The 18,693-nt window shown below is 63.5% G+C and carries 19 protein-coding genes; 6 read left to right on the forward strand and 13 right to left on the reverse strand.

Annotated features, from left to right (window positions below; translation table 11 throughout):
* Window positions 1–29: 29 nt before the first annotated feature.
* Window positions 30–494 carry an NUDIX hydrolase gene (locus BM075_RS15020; RefSeq protein WP_093361517.1) on the reverse strand — a complete coding sequence of 155 codons (465 nt, stop codon included), beginning with the start codon at window positions 492–494 and terminating at the stop codon, window positions 30–32.
* 124 nt (window positions 495–618) lie between these two features.
* Entirely contained in the window at window positions 619–1,782 is a 1,164-nt protein-coding gene (locus BM075_RS15025; protein WP_093361518.1) for an ROK family transcriptional regulator, read from the reverse strand.
* 123 nt (window positions 1,783–1,905) lie between these two features.
* On the opposite strand from BM075_RS15025, the gene BM075_RS15030 reads away from it, so the two are divergent.
* Window positions 1,906–2,634, forward strand: coding sequence for an SDR family oxidoreductase (locus BM075_RS15030; protein WP_093361519.1), 729 nt, complete (start codon window positions 1,906–1,908; stop codon window positions 2,632–2,634).
* Between the two features lie 42 nt (window positions 2,635–2,676).
* Window positions 2,677–3,405 carry an SDR family oxidoreductase gene (locus BM075_RS15035; RefSeq protein WP_093361580.1) on the forward strand — a complete coding sequence of 243 codons (729 nt, stop codon included), beginning with the start codon at window positions 2,677–2,679 and terminating at the stop codon, window positions 3,403–3,405.
* Between the two features lie 72 nt (window positions 3,406–3,477).
* On the opposite strand, the gene BM075_RS15040 is transcribed toward BM075_RS15035, so the two are convergent.
* The 9 genes from BM075_RS15040 to BM075_RS15080 form a co-directional block, all read right to left on the reverse strand.
* Window positions 3,478–4,470 (reverse strand): alcohol dehydrogenase catalytic domain-containing protein, encoded by a 993-nt coding sequence (locus BM075_RS15040; protein ID WP_093361520.1) that lies wholly within the window; start codon window positions 4,468–4,470, stop codon window positions 3,478–3,480.
* A gap of 13 nt (window positions 4,471–4,483) precedes the next feature.
* Entirely contained in the window at window positions 4,484–5,956 is a 1,473-nt protein-coding gene (locus BM075_RS15045) for a mannitol dehydrogenase family protein (RefSeq protein WP_093361521.1), read from the reverse strand.
* 11 nt (window positions 5,957–5,967) lie between these two features.
* The gene (locus BM075_RS15050; RefSeq protein ID WP_093361522.1) at window positions 5,968–6,747 is read right to left on the reverse strand and encodes an SDR family NAD(P)-dependent oxidoreductase; all 780 of its coding nucleotides are present in this window, start codon (window positions 6,745–6,747) and stop codon (window positions 5,968–5,970) included.
* Between the two features lie 10 nt (window positions 6,748–6,757).
* A complete protein-coding gene (locus BM075_RS15055) occupies window positions 6,758–7,528 on the reverse strand; it encodes an L-iditol 2-dehydrogenase (RefSeq protein ID WP_093361523.1) in 771 nt (256 codons plus the stop codon).
* On the reverse strand, window positions 7,525–8,529 hold the full coding sequence (locus BM075_RS15060) for an ABC transporter ATP-binding protein (RefSeq protein ID WP_093361524.1): 1,005 nt from the start codon (window positions 8,527–8,529) through the stop codon (window positions 7,525–7,527). The genes BM075_RS15055 and BM075_RS15060 overlap by 4 nt, the downstream gene beginning before the upstream one ends.
* A gap of 11 nt (window positions 8,530–8,540) precedes the next feature.
* Window positions 8,541–9,371, reverse strand: a complete 831-nt coding sequence (locus tag BM075_RS15065; protein ID WP_093361525.1) for a carbohydrate ABC transporter permease — start codon at window positions 9,369–9,371, stop codon at window positions 8,541–8,543.
* A 10-nt stretch (window positions 9,372–9,381) separates the two neighbouring features.
* Window positions 9,382–10,254: a carbohydrate ABC transporter permease gene (locus BM075_RS15070; protein WP_093361581.1), complete on the reverse strand. Its 873-nt coding sequence runs from the start codon at window positions 10,252–10,254 to the stop codon at window positions 9,382–9,384.
* Between the two features lie 135 nt (window positions 10,255–10,389).
* Complete coding sequence (locus BM075_RS15075; protein WP_093361526.1) at window positions 10,390–11,703, reverse strand: ABC transporter substrate-binding protein; 1,314 nt, start codon at window positions 11,701–11,703, stop codon at window positions 10,390–10,392.
* Window positions 11,704–11,818: 115 nt separating this feature from the next.
* On the reverse strand, window positions 11,819–12,847 hold the full coding sequence (locus BM075_RS15080) for a LacI family DNA-binding transcriptional regulator (RefSeq protein ID WP_093361527.1): 1,029 nt from the start codon (window positions 12,845–12,847) through the stop codon (window positions 11,819–11,821).
* Between the two features lie 209 nt (window positions 12,848–13,056).
* On the opposite strand from BM075_RS15080, the gene BM075_RS15085 reads away from it, so the two are divergent.
* The 4 genes from BM075_RS15085 to BM075_RS15100 are packed head-to-tail and all read left to right on the forward strand — an operon-like array spanning window position 13,057 to window position 16,918.
* Window positions 13,057–14,007 carry a tagatose kinase gene (locus BM075_RS15085; RefSeq protein WP_093361528.1) on the forward strand — a complete coding sequence of 317 codons (951 nt, stop codon included), beginning with the start codon at window positions 13,057–13,059 and terminating at the stop codon, window positions 14,005–14,007.
* Window positions 14,004–15,272: a D-tagatose-bisphosphate aldolase, class II, non-catalytic subunit gene (locus BM075_RS15090; RefSeq protein WP_093361529.1), complete on the forward strand. Its 1,269-nt coding sequence runs from the start codon at window positions 14,004–14,006 to the stop codon at window positions 15,270–15,272. The genes BM075_RS15085 and BM075_RS15090 overlap by 4 nt, the downstream gene beginning before the upstream one ends.
* Window positions 15,273–15,298: 26 nt before the next feature.
* A complete protein-coding gene (locus BM075_RS15095) occupies window positions 15,299–16,243 on the forward strand; it encodes a carbohydrate kinase family protein (protein WP_093361530.1) in 945 nt (314 codons plus the stop codon).
* A 15-nt stretch (window positions 16,244–16,258) separates the two neighbouring features.
* Window positions 16,259–16,918 carry a transaldolase family protein gene (locus tag BM075_RS15100; protein ID WP_093361531.1) on the forward strand — a complete coding sequence of 220 codons (660 nt, stop codon included), beginning with the start codon at window positions 16,259–16,261 and terminating at the stop codon, window positions 16,916–16,918.
* Window positions 16,919–16,966: 48 nt separating this feature from the next.
* Here BM075_RS15100 and BM075_RS15105 read toward each other — a convergent pair whose 3' ends face one another.
* Entirely contained in the window at window positions 16,967–17,674 is a 708-nt protein-coding gene (locus tag BM075_RS15105) for a sulfotransferase-like domain-containing protein (RefSeq protein ID WP_093361532.1), read from the reverse strand.
* Window positions 17,671–18,591 carry a D-amino acid aminotransferase gene (locus tag BM075_RS15110; RefSeq protein WP_093361533.1) on the reverse strand — a complete coding sequence of 307 codons (921 nt, stop codon included), beginning with the start codon at window positions 18,589–18,591 and terminating at the stop codon, window positions 17,671–17,673. The genes BM075_RS15105 and BM075_RS15110 overlap by 4 nt, the downstream gene beginning before the upstream one ends.
* Window positions 18,592–18,693 lie beyond the last annotated feature (102 nt).

The following is an 18,693-nucleotide window of genomic DNA, read 5'->3' on the forward strand; positions in this document are numbered from 1 at the left end:
TTGGTCAACTTTCAACCGCCGATGCTGCGTCACGATTGTAGTTTGAGCAGTATTTGCTTGAGTTCCGGCTCCCCCACCATCTCGGCGGCGGATTTGGGACTGACCCAAACGCGCTTCCGCTGCCGCACTTCCGGATAGGAATCGCTCATCTCCTTCACCCGAACGGGAAAGACGAGGGTCTCCACCGGGATCGCCAGGCCACCGGCGAGCCGCTTGTGGTAAGTATAGGTCCCGCACGGTTCAGTATCGGCATCGCCGCGGCGGACACCCGCCTCCTCCCAGGCCTCCTGCAGCGCGGCCTCGGCCGATCCGAGACCACGGATCGGCCATCCCTTCGGAATGATCCACCGCCCGGTCCCCCGGCTTGAAACCAGAAGAACCTCCGGCCCGGACGCACCCTCCCGCCGACAGAGCGCCGCCACCTGCAGGCCGCTGGGACGCTGCAACATGGGGCGCAGGAAGCGCTGCCATATGATGTGGAGGGGTCTGATCATTGGGTCGTTTAGGTGACTGGTGGGGCAAGGGAAACAGGCCGGCGTCAGTGCCGCCGATCCGCAAACGCGCACCCGATGTGATTTGGGCGCGGCGTCAAACGAACTGGCTATGGTCGTTTGACGCTCAAGGCAACGCAAAAGTTTCGTTGTGAAGCATCAAAGCCGCGCCGATGGCCGTCCCTTCTGGCCCGATCTTGGACAGTTCAATGCTCGGCAGGGTCGTTTCCGGCAACAGTCGCCGTTGCAACGACGCGAGGCATTCCGACTGCCCATAGGGGAACAGCAGGCTCACGCGCCCACCGAGAATGATTGAGGTCGGATTGAGAAGGGTCGTCAGCAACGCCATCCCCTTCCCCAGATATGCTGCCCACTCCTGTACCACTGCAAGCGCAACGGTGTCGCCATTTTGAAGACGGGTCAGGAAATCTCCGAGGCGGTCTGCCTCGCCGCCCTGCTCCCGAAAACGGGCGAGGATGGCGCGACGGGCTGTATAGTTTTCGAAGGCACCGTCGATTCCGGTGATGTTGCAAAAGCCCGTTCCACCAATCGGCATATGGCCGATCTCACCGGCAAATCCCTGGCTCCCTTTCAGGATCTGACCGTCGCTCAGGATGCAGCCGCCAACGCCGTCCTCCATGAGCATCAGGACGGCGTCGCGGAGCGACCTCCCGCCGTGGATTTCCAATGCGGCGGCGGCGAATGCATCCGCGTCGTTCATCAAGGTCATCACCGGCAGGGGCGCCAACCGGTCTGACAGCATGTCTTTCAGGGGCACGTGCTTCCAGCCCAACGGCGGCGCACGCAGGACCTCGCCAGCCAAGTTGACGACGCCCGGCACGGAGACGTTCATTCCCCTGACGACGGAGCGATCAGTCAGCGAAGCAACAAAATCATCCACCATTTCCGCCAGCATCTGCACCATGACCGTTGGCTCCGGGCTCGAGATCTCCACGTGCCTCTCGCGCAGCTCCCGCATCTCGCCGCGGAAATCGAGCGCGCACAACCGGACGCAGCGCGCCCCTAGTTCCGCCCCGAGGAAAACCGCATGGTCGGGGTTCAACCTCAGAAAAATCGCCGGCCGACCGGTCTTGTTGGCACGGTCCGGGTCGGGTTCATTTGTTTCCAGCACGCTGCCCGCCTCAAGCAAAGAGGCAACGATGCTCGACGCGGTGGAGCGGGTCAGGCCGAGGTCGCGCGCCAGGTCGGCCCGGCTCATCGGGCCTTGGTTTGCCAAACGGGCAAGGGCGCGGGCTTCGTTGATCTGCCGGACGGCGGTCGGCGTCGCCATGGTTTTCGCTCTACTCCCCAATGTTTTGCGTGGGTCGCACGCAGATTGACGATGTCGCAAGAATATGTTTGTTTGGCAACCAAACAAACTATGGCCGTGGCCATCTTATGGGAGGGAAGAGTCATGTTTGGTTCCGACAGAGGTCCCATTCTTGTCACCGGTGCCAGTGGCGGGATCGGAGGCGCGACCGTCCGTCATCTCGTTGCCGCGGGCGCGGATGTCATTGCCAGCGGCCGCAACGAGGAGGCGCTCTCCGAATTGGCCGGGGAGACAGGCTGCCGGACGCGTCCCTTCAACCTGGAAAGCGAGGCCTCCATCCGGGATGCCCTCGAGGGGCTCGACCTCTGGGGGGTGGTCAATTGCGGCGGATTCGGCGGGGAGATCGCGACGCCAATGGAGACGGATATCGCCGTCTTCGACCGGGTGATCGCGATCAACACGCGCGGCGCGCTGCTGGTCACCAAATACGCATCGCAAAGCATGATCCGCCTCGGACGGGGCGGCGCCATCGTGAACGTCTCCAGTCAGGCCTCACTGGTCGGCCTGAAGGGGCATATCTCCTATGGCGCGTCCAAAGCAGCGCTGGACAACATCACCCGCGTCTCCGCGCTGGAACTCGGCCCATACAATATACGGGTCAATGCGGTGAATCCGACTGTGGTCATGACGCCGATGTCCGCCTGGTACTGGGGCCGGCCGGAGGTGCAGGGGCCGTTCCTGGAAACCATGCCGCTCGGCCGATGGGCCACCGAGGACGAAATCGCGGCGCCCATCGTCTTTCTGCTCTCGGACGGCGCTTCGATGATCTCGGGCGTCACCCTGCCGATCGACGGCGGCTTCACCGCGGTTTGACGCGGCTAACGATTCAAGAAAGATGAAGACAAGGATATGGACATGTCCAACGAACTCGAAGGCAAGATCGCGGTCGTCACCGGTGCGGCGTCCGGCATCGGGCTGGCCTCAGCCGAGGCGATGATGACGGCCGGGGCCACCGTGGTGATGGTCGACCGTGACGAAAAGGCCCTCTCGGACCTCGCGGAGAAATTCGGCGACACCGCGATCATGCAGGTCACGGATCTGCTGGATGCCGAAAGTTGCGCAGCGCTGATCCCGGAGGTCCTGGAAAAGACGGGCCGTATCGACATTCTCCACTGCAATGCCGGGACCTACATCGGGGGCGATCTGGTGGACACGGACGCCGCGACGATCGATCGGATGCTGAACCTCAACGTGAATGCCGTTATCAAGAACGTCCATGCCGTCATCCCGCACATGATCGCGCAGGGCGGCGGCGATATCGTCGTGACCTCCTCGCTCGCCGGACGGTCCGCGATCAAGCACGAGCCGGTCTACTCCGCCTCGAAGTGGGCAGTTACGTGCTTTACGCAGACGACGCGGCGCCAGGTTAACAAGCACGGCATCCGCGTTGCGCAGGTCTCGCCCGGCCCAGTGATCTCAGCGTTGCTCGCGGACTGGCCCGCCGATCGTCTGGAAGATGCGAAGCAGGCAGGCGCCCTGATCGAGCCGAAGGAGGTGGCGGAGGCCGTGCTGTTCATTCTGAGCCGGCCGCGCAACGTTACGATTCACGATGTGGTCGTGCTGCCGACCAACGTGGACGCCTGAACTGACGAGGCCGGCGCGACGACATACGTCGCGCCGGCCCCCCGTACGAAGTGAATACGCGAACAGACGTATTCAAGCCTGGTACTGCACCTTCATGCTGCCCGCAGGCGCGTGGGTTGCCATGACGTCCGCTATCCCCCTCATGTCGAGCCGGTGGGTCACCACCGTCTGGATCGACGGGCCGATATCGGAGATCACCGCGAGCGCTTCCGGAATGTTGTGGTTCAGGGAATGGGTGCCATAGAGCGTCAGTTCCCGCCGGAAGATCTCGAACGGCGACACCTCCACACGCGCGTCCGGCGAGCAGACGCCAAAGACCAGCGCCGCGCCGCCATTGGCGACATAGCCCGTGAGCGACTGAACCACGGCGGCCACACCCGTGGCATCCGCAGCCAGATCGCAGCTGAGCGACAGCGCGTTCAGCGACGCGCTGCCCACCGGGACTCCGACCAAACCGTGCGCTTCGGCCATTTCGAGGCGGCTTTGGTCGAGGTCCACCATGTTGACCTCCGCCACGCCGCGCGCCTTTAGCGCGAGGCCCATCAGCATTCCGATCGGCCCGGCGCCGAACACGGCCGCGCGCTCGATAATCCGTCCCTTGACCGGCCGGAGCCCGTTGAGCACACAGCCCAAAGGCTCGGCCAGCGCGGCCATCTCGAAGGGCATGTCGCCGATCTGGTGCAGCCGGTCGGCGCGCACGACGCTCAGTTCGCCGAAGCCGCCGTCCGTCGTTACGCCATAAGCGCCGAGGGACTCGCAGAGGTGCGCCCATCCGCGTTGGCACGCCTTGCAGGTGCCGCATTCGAGGTTCGGATCGACCACGACCCGGTCGCCCATGGCAAATCCGGTCACGCCGTCGCCTAGTTCCACGACCTCGCCCGCGTATTCGTGTCCGGGCACGACGGGGTAGGTCCCCGTTCCGTAGTTGCCCTTCTTGACCTCGATATCGGTGTGGCAGATGCCGCTCGCGCGCACCCGCAACAGGACCTCTCCCGGGCCGGGCACGGGATCGGGCAGCTCACCCGTCGTGACCTCGTCCCTCGCGGGAAAAAAGACTGCTTTCATCTTCAGGTTTCTTTCAACTTTCGAGATAGGTGCGCAATGCCGCGTCCGTTCCGTCGGCCCAGATCATCGCGAGCCACTTTTCGAAGGCCGCCGCGAAGCGGGGCTGGTCGGCGAGATCCCCGTAGGTCTGGCGCATTTCGAGCCAGACGCGCGGCCGGTCCTTCGCCTCCTTCGCCTTCGCTTGCAATGCGTCCCAGACCGGATCGTTCGGTTCGATGACCGTGCCGTCCTCACGCGTGCCCTCGCACATCCGCGCCCAGAGCGCCTCGACCAGCGCCAGCCCCTCGACCGGCGTGCCGGCGGCGAGGCCATCCCGAACCACGGGAAGCACGAAACCGGGGTGCCGCGAACTGCCGTCGAAGGCCACCCTGCGGGAGGTGTCGACGATCTCGGGGTTGGAGAAGCGCTGGCGGATGAGTTCCACGTAGGCGTCCGGCGTCATTCCGGGGACCGGATGGACATGCGGAACGATCTCTTGCATCTCCACCTTGTCGAAGAGCGCGCCGATCAATTCGTGCTGCATGCACCCATAGATCGTCTCGACGCTCAGGATCTCGCCCGGATCCGAAATCACCTGGTGGCCACCGTTCAGGATACGGATCTTCATGGTCTCGTAGGCGTGAACGTCATCGGAGAAGGTCGCGCCCGCCTTGTCCCAGTCGGGACGCCCGGCGCAGAAGTTGTCCTCAATCACCCATTGGCGGAAGTTCTCGTGCGTCACCGGCACCGCGTCGTCGATGCCAAAGTCCTTCACGAGGGCCATTTCCTTCGGCCCGGTCGCTGGGACGATGCAATCGACCATCGAGTTCGGGAAGGTGCAGTTCGCCTCGATCCAGTCCGCAAGGTCCGGGTCCTGCAGGCGGGCAAGCGACACCACCGTCTGCTGCAGGATTGCGCCGTTCCCTTGCAGGTTGTCGCAGCACTGGCCCGTGAAGGGACCCACGCCACTGTCACGCCGGCGGCGCAAGGCCGCGACCATCGCGCCGAACGCGGTCTTGGGCGTTTCCGGGTTCGCGACATCATGCTTAATGTCGGGGTGCTGGGCGTCGAACCCGTTGGTCGCCGGGTCGATGTAGTAGCCCCCTTCGGTCACCGTCAGAGCGACGATGCGAATGTCCGGCTCGGACATGCGGGCGATGAGCGGCCCGTTGCCCTCAGCCACCTCGACATAATCGATCATCGAGCCCACCACTTCGGCCGACCGCCCCGACGGATCGAGTTCGATCAGAGTGGTCAGGCAATCCTGCGCCAGCATTTTCTCGCGCATCGTGGAATCGTAAGCCCTCACGCCCGCGCCGACGATGGCCCAGTCCATGCAGAGCCCCTGCTGGAACAGGCGATGAAGGTACCACGACTGGTGCGCGCGGTGGAAATTGCCGAGCCCGATGTGCAGGATGCCAGGGCTGAGCTTCGAGCGGTCATACGTAGGGCGGGCCACATCCTCCGGCAGGTCCGGCAGGGTGGCGTTCGACAGCTTGATGGCCATGGATCTTCCTTTCAGATAGTCTTCAGCATCCCGCCATCGACGTGATAGGCGGACCCGACGCTGTAGGATGCGCGCGGCGAACAGAGGAAAATGCAGAAGTCGGCCAGTTCCTCGACCGTGCCGAAACGCCGTATGTCGGCATGCTCGTCGGCAACTTCCTGCAGGTAGGCTTGCCAGTTTTCACCGCGCAGTTCACGGGCCGTATTCTCCCAATCCGGCGTCCGGATAAGGCCCGGGTTGACCGTGTTCACCCGGATGTTGCGTTTGATCATTTCGGTCGAGAGGCACTTCCCGAACATCAGCAGAGCGGCCTTCGTCGTATTGTAGATCGGTTCGTACCAAAGCGGCTGCACTGCGCAGATCGAGGCATTCATCAGCATTGCGCCGCCGCCCTTCGCGTCCATCTGATCTGCGAGCCCGCGGCTGAGACGGACGGCCGCCATGAGATGCAGATCCCAGTAGGCCTGCCACTTTTCGTCCGGCGCCTCGGCCACGGTCTCGTTGGACCCGGTTCCGGCGTTTGAGACGAAAATGTCCGCGCCGCCCATCTCGGCGGCCGCGTCGATCACGGCACGGCATCCGTCGGCGGTCGCCACATCCGACACCACGGCACGGGTGTTGACGCCGTATTCGTGCGCTATGGCCGTTGCAGCCGCCTCGACGTCCTTCGCCGTACGGGCGGTCACGACGACGTCGGCGCCCTCCCGCGCGAATGCCCTTGCGATGCCGAGACCGATGCCCTTGGAGGCACCGGTCACAACGGCCAGCTTGCCGGCTAGCCCGAGATCCATGGTTGGTCCCTCAACTCATCCAGTTGCCGCCATCCACATTGAGCGTCTGCGCAGTGACGTAGCGCGCATCGTCGGAGGCGAGGAAGACGCAAGGCGCGGCGATATCTTCCGGATCGCCCATCCGCCCCAGCGGCACCGCCTCGCCGACGAGACGTTTCTTCTCGCCCTTGGGCCGGTTCTCGTATTTCGCGAACAGCCCGTCGACGACATCCCACATCGGTGTATCGACGACGCCCGGCGCAATCGCGTTGACGCGAATGTTGTCCTTCGCCAGTTCCAGAGCCATCGACTGCGTGATCGAGATCACCGCCGCCTTCGTCGAGCAGTAGAGCAGGACGTTGGCCTCGCCGCGCCGCCCAGCCTGGGACGAGAAGTTGACGATGCAGCCGCCGCCACGCGTCTTCATCCCCGGAATGACCGCCCGGGTCACGAAGATGGTGCCGCCGACGTTCACGTCATACTGCTTGCGGTAGTCCTCGTGGGTGATCTCCTCGATCGTCGACATGTTGAAGACGCCGGCGTTGTTGACGAGGATATCGATACCCCCGAAGGCCTCCTCCACCTTGCGCACACCCTCCGAGATCGACTCAAGGTCGGTGACGTCCATCGCGACCGCGATGGCGCCCTCGCCCAACGCGCTGGCAGTCTCTTCCGCCTGGTCCGCGAGCATGTCGGCGACGGCGACCCGTGCGCCCTCCGCCGCATATGCCTCGCAGATCGCGCGGCCAATGCCGCGCGCGCCGCCTGTCACCAGGGCGGTCTTGCCTTCCAGCCGTTTCATGGCAGCCTGAGTCCTTCTCGGTCGAAACGATGCAGATGGGCGCTGTCCGGCGTCAGGAAGACCTTGTCGCCGTACTTGAGGTCGACCTCGCCGCCGGCACGAACGGTGAGCGGCTCCTCGAACGCGTCGCATTTCACGTGGAAGAACGTGTCGGACCCAAGATGTTCGGACACACCGACCACACCGGGCCAGTCGCCGGTATCGGTGGACACACGCGTGTGCTCCGGCCGGATTCCGATGGTGGTCGCGTCGCGCTTTTGTGCTTCCGGCCCGCTCACGAAGTTCATCTTCGGGCTGCCGATGAAGCCCGCCACGAAAAGGTTTCGCGGAGTCCGGTAGAGCTCCAGCGGCGAGCCGACCTGTTCGATATTGCCCGCCCGCAGCACCACGATCTTGTCGGCCATGGTCATGGCTTCGACTTGGTCGTGGGTCACGTAGATCATCGTGGTGGTTAGCCGTTTGTGCAGCTCCGAGATCTCCAGCCGCATTCCGACGCGCAGCGCCGCATCGAGGTTCGACAGCGGCTCGTCGAACAGGAAGGCAGCCGGCTCGCGCACGATGGCCCGGCCGATGGCAACCCGCTGGCGCTGACCGCCCGAGAGCTGGCCCGGTTTGCGTTCGAGGTAGTCGGCCAGGTTCAGAACCCGTGCCGCCTCCTCGACCTTCTTGTCCTGGTGCGCCTTGTCCAACCCCGCCATGCGGAGCGGGAAAGCGATGTTCTTGCGAACGGACATGTGCGGGTAGAGCGCATATGACTGGAAGACCATCGCGAGGCCACGTTTGGCGGGCGGGATATCGGTCGCATCCTTCCCGTCGATCAGGATCTCGCCGCCCGACACGTCTTCCAGACCGGCGATCAGGCGGAGCAGCGTGGACTTGCCGCAGCCCGAGGGGCCCACGAAGACGACGAACTCGCCGTCCTTGATTTCGAGGTCGAGCGGCGGAATGACTTCCAGCTCGCCGAAGCTCTTGCTCACCTTGTTGAGAGTGATTTGTCCCACTGGTGTTCCCCCTACTTGACGGCGCCGAAGGTGAGGCCGCGGACGAGTTGTTTCTGGCTGAACCAGCCCATGATCAGGATCGGCGCAATGGCCATGATCGAGGCTGCCGAAAGCTTGGCGTAGAACAGGCCCTCCGGACTGGAATAGCTTGCGATGAAGGCGGTCAGCGGCGCAGCTTGCGCGGCTGTCAGGTTGAGCGTCCAGAATGCTTCGTTCCAGCTCAGAATGATGTTCAGAAGCACCGTGGAAGCCATGCCGGGGATTGCCATGGGCGTGAGCACATAGAGCACTTCCTCGCGCAGGGACGCACCATCCATCCGCGCCGCTTCAAGGATCTCGCCGGGGATTTCCCTGAAGTAGGTGTAGAGCATCCAGATGATGATCGGCAGGTTCATCAGCATCAGCACGATGACCAGGCCGGAGCGTGTGTCGAGGATGCCCAGGTTGCGGAAGATCAGGTAGATCGGGACCAGAACGCCAACGGGTGGCAGCATCTTGGTCGACAGCATCCACATCAGCACGTCCTTGGTGCGCTTGGCAGGGACGAAGGCCATCGCCCAGGCTGCCGGAATGGCAATCAGCAGCCCGAGGAAGGTGGAGCCGAGCGAAATCGTGACCGAGTTCATGAAGTGCTTGAAGTAGTCCGATCTCTCCTGAACGGCGCCGTAGCTTTCCATCGTCCAGCCCGCTGTCAGCACCTGCCAGGGTGAACGCACGGCGTCGATTTCTGACTTGAACGACAGGATCAGGATCCAGAGGACCGGGAAGAACATGATCAGGCCGAGTGTTGCGGCGATGGCCGTGTTCAGCGACTTGCGGCTTGTGTTGACAGCGCGGGCCATGAATTCCTCCTCACGCGTCCAGATTCTTGCCGATCATGCGCATCAGGAAGATGGCCACGATATTGGCAAGGATGATTGCGATGACCCCGCCTGCACTGCCCATGCCCACGTCGAACTGAAGCAGCGACGAGACATAGATCAGGTAGGTCAGGTTGGTGGTCGCGGTGCCGGGGCCGCCGTTGGTGGTCACCAGGATTTCCGCAAAGATCGACAACAGGAAGATCGTCTGGATCAGGACAACCACAGTGATCGCCCGGGCAAGGTGCGGCAACATGATGAACCAGAACCGCGAGATCCAGCTCGCCCCGTCCATCTCGGACGCCTCGAGCTGCTCACTGTCCAGCGACTGCAACGCCGTGAGCAGAATGAGCGTGGCGAATGGTAACCATTGCCAGCTTACGATTCCGATGATCGACAGGAGCGGTATCTCACTGAAGAAGTCGATCGGCTCGAAGCCCATGCCCTTGGCCAGGTGCCCGAAGATACCGTTCACCGGGTTCATGAACATGTTCTTCCAGACCAGCCCCGAGACCGTGGGCATCACGAAAAATGGCGAGATCACCATGATCCGGATGATACCCTGCCCCCACATGGGCTGATCAAGCAGCAAGGCGAAAAGTGTGCCACCGACGACGGTGATGAAAAGGACGCCGCCCACCAGCAGGAGCGTGTTGACCATCGCGGCCTTGAAGCTCGGGTCGGTGACGAACCAATAGTAATTTTCCCATCCGACGAACGGGTTGTCGCCGGGCATGATCAGGTTGTAGCGCAGGAAAGAGAAGTAGAGCGTCATGCTCAGCGGGACGATCATCCATCCCAGAAGCAGGATCACCGAGGGTGCGATCATCAATCGCGCGGCGGCGCGGGAAGCCTTGGTAGCCATGGGGTCCTCCGGTTGTTCCGTTCGACGGACGCGGCGGACGCCCACGAACATAACTCCTGCCAGGGGCCGGCGCGGAGAGCGGATTGAGGAAGATGGGCCGGCCCTTGCCGGCACCGGCCCATCCGGGGGAGGAGACTATTTGATGTAGCCGGCCTTGGTCATTTCGCGCACGGCGAACTGCTGGCTGTTGGCAAGCGCCTGATCAACGCTCTGCTGACCGGCGAGCGCGGCCGACACCTGCTGTCCGACGTAGTTGCCGATACCCTGGAACTCGGGGATCGCGACGAACTGGATGCCAGTGTAGGGCACAGGATCGCGGGTCGGGTTCGACGGGTCTGCCGCCAGGATCGAGGTCTCGACCGTCTTGGCGAACGGAGCAGCCTCAAGATAGGCTTCGTTCTCGTAGGTGGACGTACGCGTGCCCGGAGGTGCGGCCACCCAGCCCTCGGATTCGCCGACCAGTTCGATGTACTCCTTGGATGTCGCCCATGCGACGAAGTCCTTGGCCACATCTACCTTGGTCGAAGACGTCGGGATGCCGAGGGCCCAGGCCCAGAACCAGCCGGTCCCGTTCGAGGTTTCCTGCTTCGGCGCCTGGAAGAAGTCCGTCTTGTCCGCGACGGTGGACTCGTTCGGGTTAAAGATGTAGCCGGCCGCGGAGGTGGCATCGACCCAGGTCGCGCACTTGCCATCGGCAAACAGCGCCCGGTTTTCGTTGTGGCCGTTCGAGGACGCGCCCGGCGGGCCGTAGTTGTTCATCAGATCGACGTAGTAGTTGATCGCGTTGTGCCACTCGGGCGAGTCGATCGTCGGGTTCCACTCCTCGTCGAACCAGCGGCCGCCGAACGCGTTCACCATCGGGCCGACGAACGCCATGTTCTCGCCCCAGCCGGCCTTGCCGCGCTGGCAGGTGCCGTAGATGCCATTGTCCGGGTCGTGAACCTTGGCCACGATTTCACCGAACTGGTCGTAGGTGATCTGCTCGGTCGGCTTCTCGATGCCGGCGGCTTCGAAGAGGTCCGTGCGATAGAAGGTGAAGGAGCTCTCGGCATAGAACGGCACAGCGTACAGCTTGCCATTCGCGGACAGACCATTCCGGACAGGTTCGAAAATGTCTTCGTAGTCGTAGTCATCCCCGAGATCGTCGAGGGCGACGAGCCAATCCTGGGCTCCCCAGATCGGGGCCTCGTAGGCGCCGATGGTAATGACGTCGAACGAGCCGCCTTTCGTCGCGATATCGGTCGTCACGCGCTGACGCAGGACGTTCTCTTCCAGAACAACCCAGTTCAAGGTGTTGCCCGTCGCTTCTTCCCACTTGGGCGACAGTTTCTGCATGATGATCATGTCGGCGTTGTTCACGGTTGCGATCGTGAGTTCTTCCGCCATTGCCGCAGTCGCGGTCACCGATACAAGCGCAGAGACAGCGCAGAGAGCGCTTTTCAGGTTCATTCGGTTTTCCTCCCATTTGTTCTGCTGACGCAGTGCTTAGAGGTAAGCGCCTGAGGGAGCGTGAGTCAACAGAAATTTTACCCCCGTAAATTTTCGCTACGTCACCGCAGAAAATTTACGCAGAGGAGCGCAGGATCAATTTTCCGTCGAAAAGGATCTCCGTTCGGTTGCCCTGGTTCCGCTCTCCGGACTCCACAAGGTCGAACAAGGTGGCCACGCTTTTGTTCACGATGGACATGTAATCCTGCGAGACCGTGGTCAGCGGCGGGGTCGTGAAACGCGACAGGGGGTGGTCGTCGTGGCCTGCCACACGCAGCGCGCAGCCTTGCCCGTGGCCCACCCTCAGCCCCCGCTCGAAGGCCGCCGCGATCAGCCCGATTGCAAGGCGGTCGTTGCTGCACAGGATCGTGGACGATGGAAATCCGCCGGAGGAAAGCATCTCGCCACCGAGCTCGAGACCGATCTGCTCGAACTCCCAACCCGACCCTTCCACGCGAACCACCTGGGGGTCGTAGCCCAACTTTTCCATCGCCATGATATAGGCGTCGCGGCGCTTGTTCGCGTTAGGGTTGACCGGCTGCATTTCCATGAAGCACGGCGGCTCGCCGGTCCGGCAGAGATAGTCCACGATCATTGGAATACTCTGGAAATTATTTGATCCGACGAACGTCTCGCCGACCGGCACGTTACTGTCGAACACCACAGTCGGCACGTTGCGGGCAAAGCGCTCCAGCGCCTTCAGATCGGACGCCCGTCCAAGCGGCGCCAGCAGTGCCCCCGTCGGACGCAAGGACCGCATCGTCGCCAGCGCCTCGTTCTCCAGGTGCTGCTCGCCGTGGGCGCTGAGGATCACGGGCCAGAACCCCGCGTCGATGCAGCGCCGCTCCATCAGCCGGACCATTTCGGCAAAGAACGGGTCCGACAGATAGGGGACCAGAATGCCAATACACTTCGTCGCCTTCCGGTTCTGGTTGATGGCGAAAATGTTGGGCTGGTAGTGGTGTTCTTCGAGCGCGGCCTCGATCCTGTCGCGAGTCGTCTTTCGCACGCTTGCGGGATCGTTGAAGTACTTCGAGACAGTCGGGCGCGATATGCCGATGGCTTCAGCGAACTCTTCCATCGTCCTGATTTCGCGCCCGGACATCCTTCTCCATCCGCTTTTATAACCGCATCGTTCAGAATCCAGCGGACCTGAAGACATACCCGCCGCTAGCAAAAACTTTACGCATGCGATTTTTATTGACAGTATTACCGCACGGTGCCAACCGTCAAGAAGTTGTTGCCCTGCCCAATCGTGCGTCTTCCAAAGGCGGCCCTCAGGTGCGGGCCACGGGCACCGACTGGGAGGATACGATGAACACAGTCGCCGTGATAGGCGAAATCCTCGTCGAGATAATGGCGGATTCCATTGGCGAAGGTTTCACGGAGCCCATGGCGCTGACCGGTCCGTTTCCGTCCGGGGCACCGGCGATCTTCATAGATCAGGTTGCCCGGATGGGCCAGCCCTGCGCAATCGTCTCGACCGTCGGAAATGACGACTTCGGCAGGCTGAACCTCGACCGCCTCGCCGCCGACGGGGTTGATATTTCGGGCGTCGGGATCGACCCGGACCGCCCCACCGGCAGCGCCTTCGTACGATACCGCGCAGATGGCTCCCGCGATTTCGTCTTCAATATCCGGTATAGCGCCTGCGGCGTCCTGCCGGACACCGAGGCCGCGCGCAACGTGCTGGACACAGCCGGGCATCTGCACGTCATGGGCTCGTCGCTCTCCAGTCCGGACCTTGTGGCGCTCAACCTACGCGCGACCAAGGCCGTAAAGGCGCGCGGCGGTACGATTTCCTTCGATCCGAACCTGCGAAAGGAGATTCTGGACGCACCCGGAATGCGCCAGGCCATGGCGGAAATCCTGCGGATGACGGACCTTTTCCTCCCGTCCGGCGAGGAACTGTTCCTGCTGACAGACGCCAAAGAGACCGAGGCCGCCGTGACGGAGCTTCTGGGCCTCGGGATCGGCACAGTCGTGCACAAACTTGGCGCCGAAGGCGTGCATCACTATTCCAACGATTCCAACATGTTCTTCCCGGCCTATTCGGTCGAAGAGGTCGACCCCACCGGAGCCGGCGACTGTTTCGGCGGCGCCTATACCGCGCTTTGGCTGCAAGGCGTCCCGCCTGAGGAGGCACTGCCGCTTGCCGCCGCCGCCGGAGCGATTGCCGTGACGCGGCGCGGGCCGATGGAAGGCACCACGCCGATTGCCGCGCTGCGCGACTTCGCGGCGGCCCACGAAAGGCAGATCAAATGACTCACCCGCTTCTCGAGATTCCCGCCGCCTACCACGCCGGACGGCCCATCGGTATCACCTCTGTCTGTTCCGCCCACCCCGTCGTCATCGAAGCCGCCTTGCGACTTTCGCTGGAGACCGGTCGGCCGGCGCTGATCGAGGCGACCTGCAACCAGGTCAACCAGGACGGCGGGTATACCGGCATGACCCCTGCCGATTTCCGTGCGTTCGTCGAGGATATCGCCGACAGGGTCGGCCTGTCGCGCGAGCGAATCATCCTTGGCGGCGACCACCTTGGACCGAACCCATGGAAGGATCGCCCCGCGGACACAGCCATGGAAAAGGCAGAGGCGATGATCGCCGCCTATGCTGAAGCCGGTTTTACCAAGCTGCATCTCGATTGCTCCATGGGGTGCGCGGGCGAGCCGGTTGCCCTTCCCGATACCACGACCGCCGAACGGGCGGCGCGTCTCGCGGCCCGAGCGGAGGCGCACAAGGGCGCGGTGCCGCCGGTCTATGTCATCGGAACGGAAGTTCCGGTGCCCGGCGGAGCGCTGGAGGAGCTTGAAGAGCTTGCCGTCACGACGCCGGAGGCCGCGGCTCAGACGTACGAGGTCCACCGCGAGGCTTTTGAGGAGGCCCGACTTCAGGACGCCTTTGACCGCGTTATTGCGCTCGTCGTTCAACCGGGCGTGGAGTTCGGACATACGGACGTGATCCACTTCCAGCCTGAGAAAGCGGACGCGCTTTCGGCCAGCCTCGACGCGCTGCCGGGCATCGTTTTCGAGGCCCATTCGACCGATTACCAGACCGGCGAGGGCCTCTCCGCCCTGGTCCAGGACGGTTTCGCCATTCTGAAAGTTGGCCCTTGGCTTACCTTCGCCCTGCGCGAAGCGCTCTACGGGCTCGATGCCGTCGCCGACGTGCTGGACGGAACGCCGCCGAAGGGCGGCCTGATGGCAGCCATGGACGCGGTGATGCGCGCATCCCCCGAGCATTGGTCGAAGTACTACGCCGGTACGGAAACCGATCTCTGGCTGCAGCGTCACTTCAGCTATTCCGACCGCATCCGGTATTACTGGCCGCGCCAGGAGGCCCGGGCCGCCGTGGCGGAGGTAAAAGCTCGTCTCGACGGGAGGGACATTCCCGCGCCAGTTCTACGGCAATACCTGGCCGTCCCGGCCACCGACGATCTCGCGGGGTGGGACGGGCTCCTGGTGAATGCCGTTCAGGAGGTTCTGCGGATCTACGAGGAAGCCTGTACCGGAGGCCGGAACAAGGCCTGACCGGAGACCACTGTCGGACAAAAGACATGAGCACCGAACCCTTCATCGCCATCGGCGGCGAAAACCTGATCGACTACGTGACGCAGGACGGCGATGCCGTCGCGCATCCCGGCGGGTCGCCCGTCAACGTGGCGATGGCACTTGGCCGTCAGGGCGTCCCGGTGCATTACATCTCGCCGATCTCCACTGACCGTTGGGGCGACATGCTGGCCGACAAGCTCGTTGCTTCCAATGTCATCCTGACCGGCGACCGCCTGCCGGAACCCACAACGATGGCGCGGGTCACGATTACCAAGGGCATTCCGAGCTACAGTTTCGAACGCGACGGCACGGCGGAGCGGATGGTCACGACGGACGTTCTCCAAGCGCGACTGACGGAGGACGCCGTCGCGCTGCACACCGGATCGCTGACGCTGACCGACGGGGCCGATGCCGCCGCCTGGGAGGAAATCTGCGCCCGGAGCTACGATTCCGGTCGGCTGGTCTCACTTGATCCAAATGTCCGGCTGTCGGTCATCGCCGATGTCGAAAGCTATCGGGACCGCATCTGGCGGATGCTGCAAAAGGTCCATCTCGTCAAACTGAGCGACGAGGACCTGGCCGCACTTTACCCCGATCTCGGCCAGGACGAGGCGCTGGCCGCGCTTAAAGCACGCTCCTCGGCGCGGCTCATCGTTCTCACCAAGGGTGCCTCCGGGTGCACGGCCATCTGCGGCGATACGCGGCTCGACCTTCCCGCCGCCCGGGTGGAAAAGCTGGTCGATACGGTCGGCGCGGGCGACACCTTTACCGCGACGATTCTGGCAGGCCTCGCAGGGCAGGATGCACTCCGACCCGACGCCCTCGACCGTCTCACCGATGACCGTCTGGAGGCCTTGATGCAGCGCGCCTCCATTGCGGCCGCGCTCAACTGCAGCAGGGCCGGGTGCAATCCGCCCAGCCGCGCGGAACTCGATCTTGCGCTGACATGAAAGGTACGACCTGAGATGGACCTCTATATCGACACTGCGGATGTCTCGGCGTGGCAGGAACTCATGCCCACCGGGCTCTTCCATGGGATCACGACCAACCCGCTACTCGCGCACCGGGCCGGACTCTCCTACCCCGACATCGACTGGCCGACCCTGATGGGGCAAGCGGCGGACCTTGGCGCGAAGGAACTCCATTGCCAGGTCGTCGGCCCGGAAGAGGGCTTCGCCGACTGGGCCGGCGAACGCTATGACCAGGGGCGGCAGGCCGGGCTGCGCGTGGTCATCAAGGTGCCCCTCACCGAGCCCGCTATCCGTGTCGTCCCCGAAATCAAGGCCCTCGACGGTCCGATCCTGATGACAGCCTGCTACAGCGCCAAACAGATGTTCGTGGCCTCCGCCCTGGGCGCGGACTACATCGCGCCCTATTTCGGCCGGATGCTTGAGATGGGTCTGCCGGCCTACGAAGCGCTGGCTCAAATGCTGGCCATCGGCGAGCTTGCGGGGGGCAAGACGCGCATACTGGTTGCCTCGCTCCGAGACACGCGGCAAATGGCGCTGCTCGCCGAACAGGGCCACGACTGCTTCACCATCGCGCCCAACATCGCCCGCGACCTGATGAATGACCGCAACACGATCGCGGCGGCGGCGGAGTTCGAGGAGGCCGCCAGGGCGTAGGCCGACTGATCCTGCACCCTGACCCGTTTCAACACGGCAGGGTGCAGTCTAACGCGCTGAAATTGCCTCCGTTTTAAGGCGCTCGTAATAGGACAACGCCGCTGTCATCACACCGCGGAGGTGCTCCGGCACCTCCGGCAGAGGCCCCTCCTTGCCGGCGAAGCCCGTGCTCTGCCACACCGCGCCGTACCAGTGCGGGGCCCATACCCCATCACAGGCCCGCCCGCCGGCCGGCCAGGACACCATCGCAGGGTCGAACTCTAGGCCAATCTCGTCGCAAAGGGCGCGGAGCATCCCTTCCGGGTTTTCCCGGATATCGTGGCTGTCGATCACCACGCCACCGAACTTCGCGTGCAACTCCGCCTGCTGCCAGAAGCCGATGTCGTCCAGCGTCGGGTTCTCACGCTTCTCGCCGTAGCTCGCGATCACCCGCGCCGGGTGACGGATGAGAAATACGTTCACCACATCCTCCATCCAGTCGGTCGGCACGCCGGGCAGCATGTGCTGCGCCATGTGCTTCTGGTAGAAATGCGGCTTGCCGTCGGGAATTGGGCCGGTCAGCTGGGCGACCACATCCTCCGGATCCTGTGGCTGCGCCGCGAGGATCTCCGCCCGCATCGGGTGCTCCAGCCCCGTCGCCGCGAGGTAGGCTGCGTAGAACGGCTCATCCACCGCGGCGAAATCGTCCCGATTGGCGAAGGCATACATCATCGCCGTGGAAAGGTTCCGCGGCCCGGACCACATCGCAAGTCTCACGCGCTGCACTCCTCAGCGATCAGGTTCTTGTAAAGCCCACGAATACGCTCCGTGACCGGCCCCAGTTCGCCGGAGCCGATCCGCCGCCCGTCGATCTCGCCGACCGGGGTTTGCGCGCCGAATGTGCCAGTCAGGAACGCCTCGTCGGCGCCATAGGTATCGACGAGGGAATAGTTCCGCTCGTAGACGGGTATTCCGTCCGCCCGGCACAGATCGATCACCTTGCGCCGCGTGATTCCGTTCATGCAGTAATCGCCGGTCGAGGTCCAAACCTCTCCCTTGCGCACGATGAAGAAGTTGCAGGCGTTGGTCGTGTTGACGAACCCGTGCACGTCCAGCATCAGCGCCTCGTCCGCGCCCGCCTTTTCCGCCGCAATGCAGGCGAGGATACAGTTGAGCTTGGAATGTGAGTTGAGCTTCGGGTCCTGGCTCATGGGCAGGCCCCGAATGTGCGGCACCGTGGCCAGCCGGATCGGCCGCGGGAGCGACGGGCGGGAGTGCTCCATGATGATGGCCACAGTCGGACCCTGGGTGGACAGCGAGGGGTGCTGGAACGGGCGGGTCTTGAGTCCCCGCGTCACCATCAGCCGGGCGTGGGCATCGGTTTCCATGCCGTTCGCCTGCCGCGTCGCCTCCAGCGCGGCGATCACACCTGCCCTGTCGAGTCCGATCTCGAGGTCCACCGCGAGGGCCGCTTCGAACAGGCGATCCAGATGGTCGTCAAGAAAGGCCCAGACCCCATCGTAAAGCCGCAGCCCCTCCCAGATGCCGTCGCCGAGCATGAAGCCGCTGTCGTAGACCGACACCTTCGCCTCCGCCTTCGGCACGATCTCCCCATTCAGGTAGATCAGAATGCTGTCGTTGCGGTCGTCTTCCGCCGCCTGGTGGGTCGATATGTGGGTGTCGGTCTGTGTCATGCGGCGGACCGTAGGTGCAGCGAACGGGAAGGGGAAGGCTGAAACTTCCGTCACCCCTGCGTGATGTCACGCGCCGGTGAGTTGCAGGTGACCACGAGCGTT

The sequence above is a fragment of the Tropicimonas isoalkanivorans genome (assembly GCF_900112335.1).
Taxonomy (GTDB): domain Bacteria; phylum Pseudomonadota; class Alphaproteobacteria; order Rhodobacterales; family Rhodobacteraceae; genus Tropicimonas; species Tropicimonas isoalkanivorans.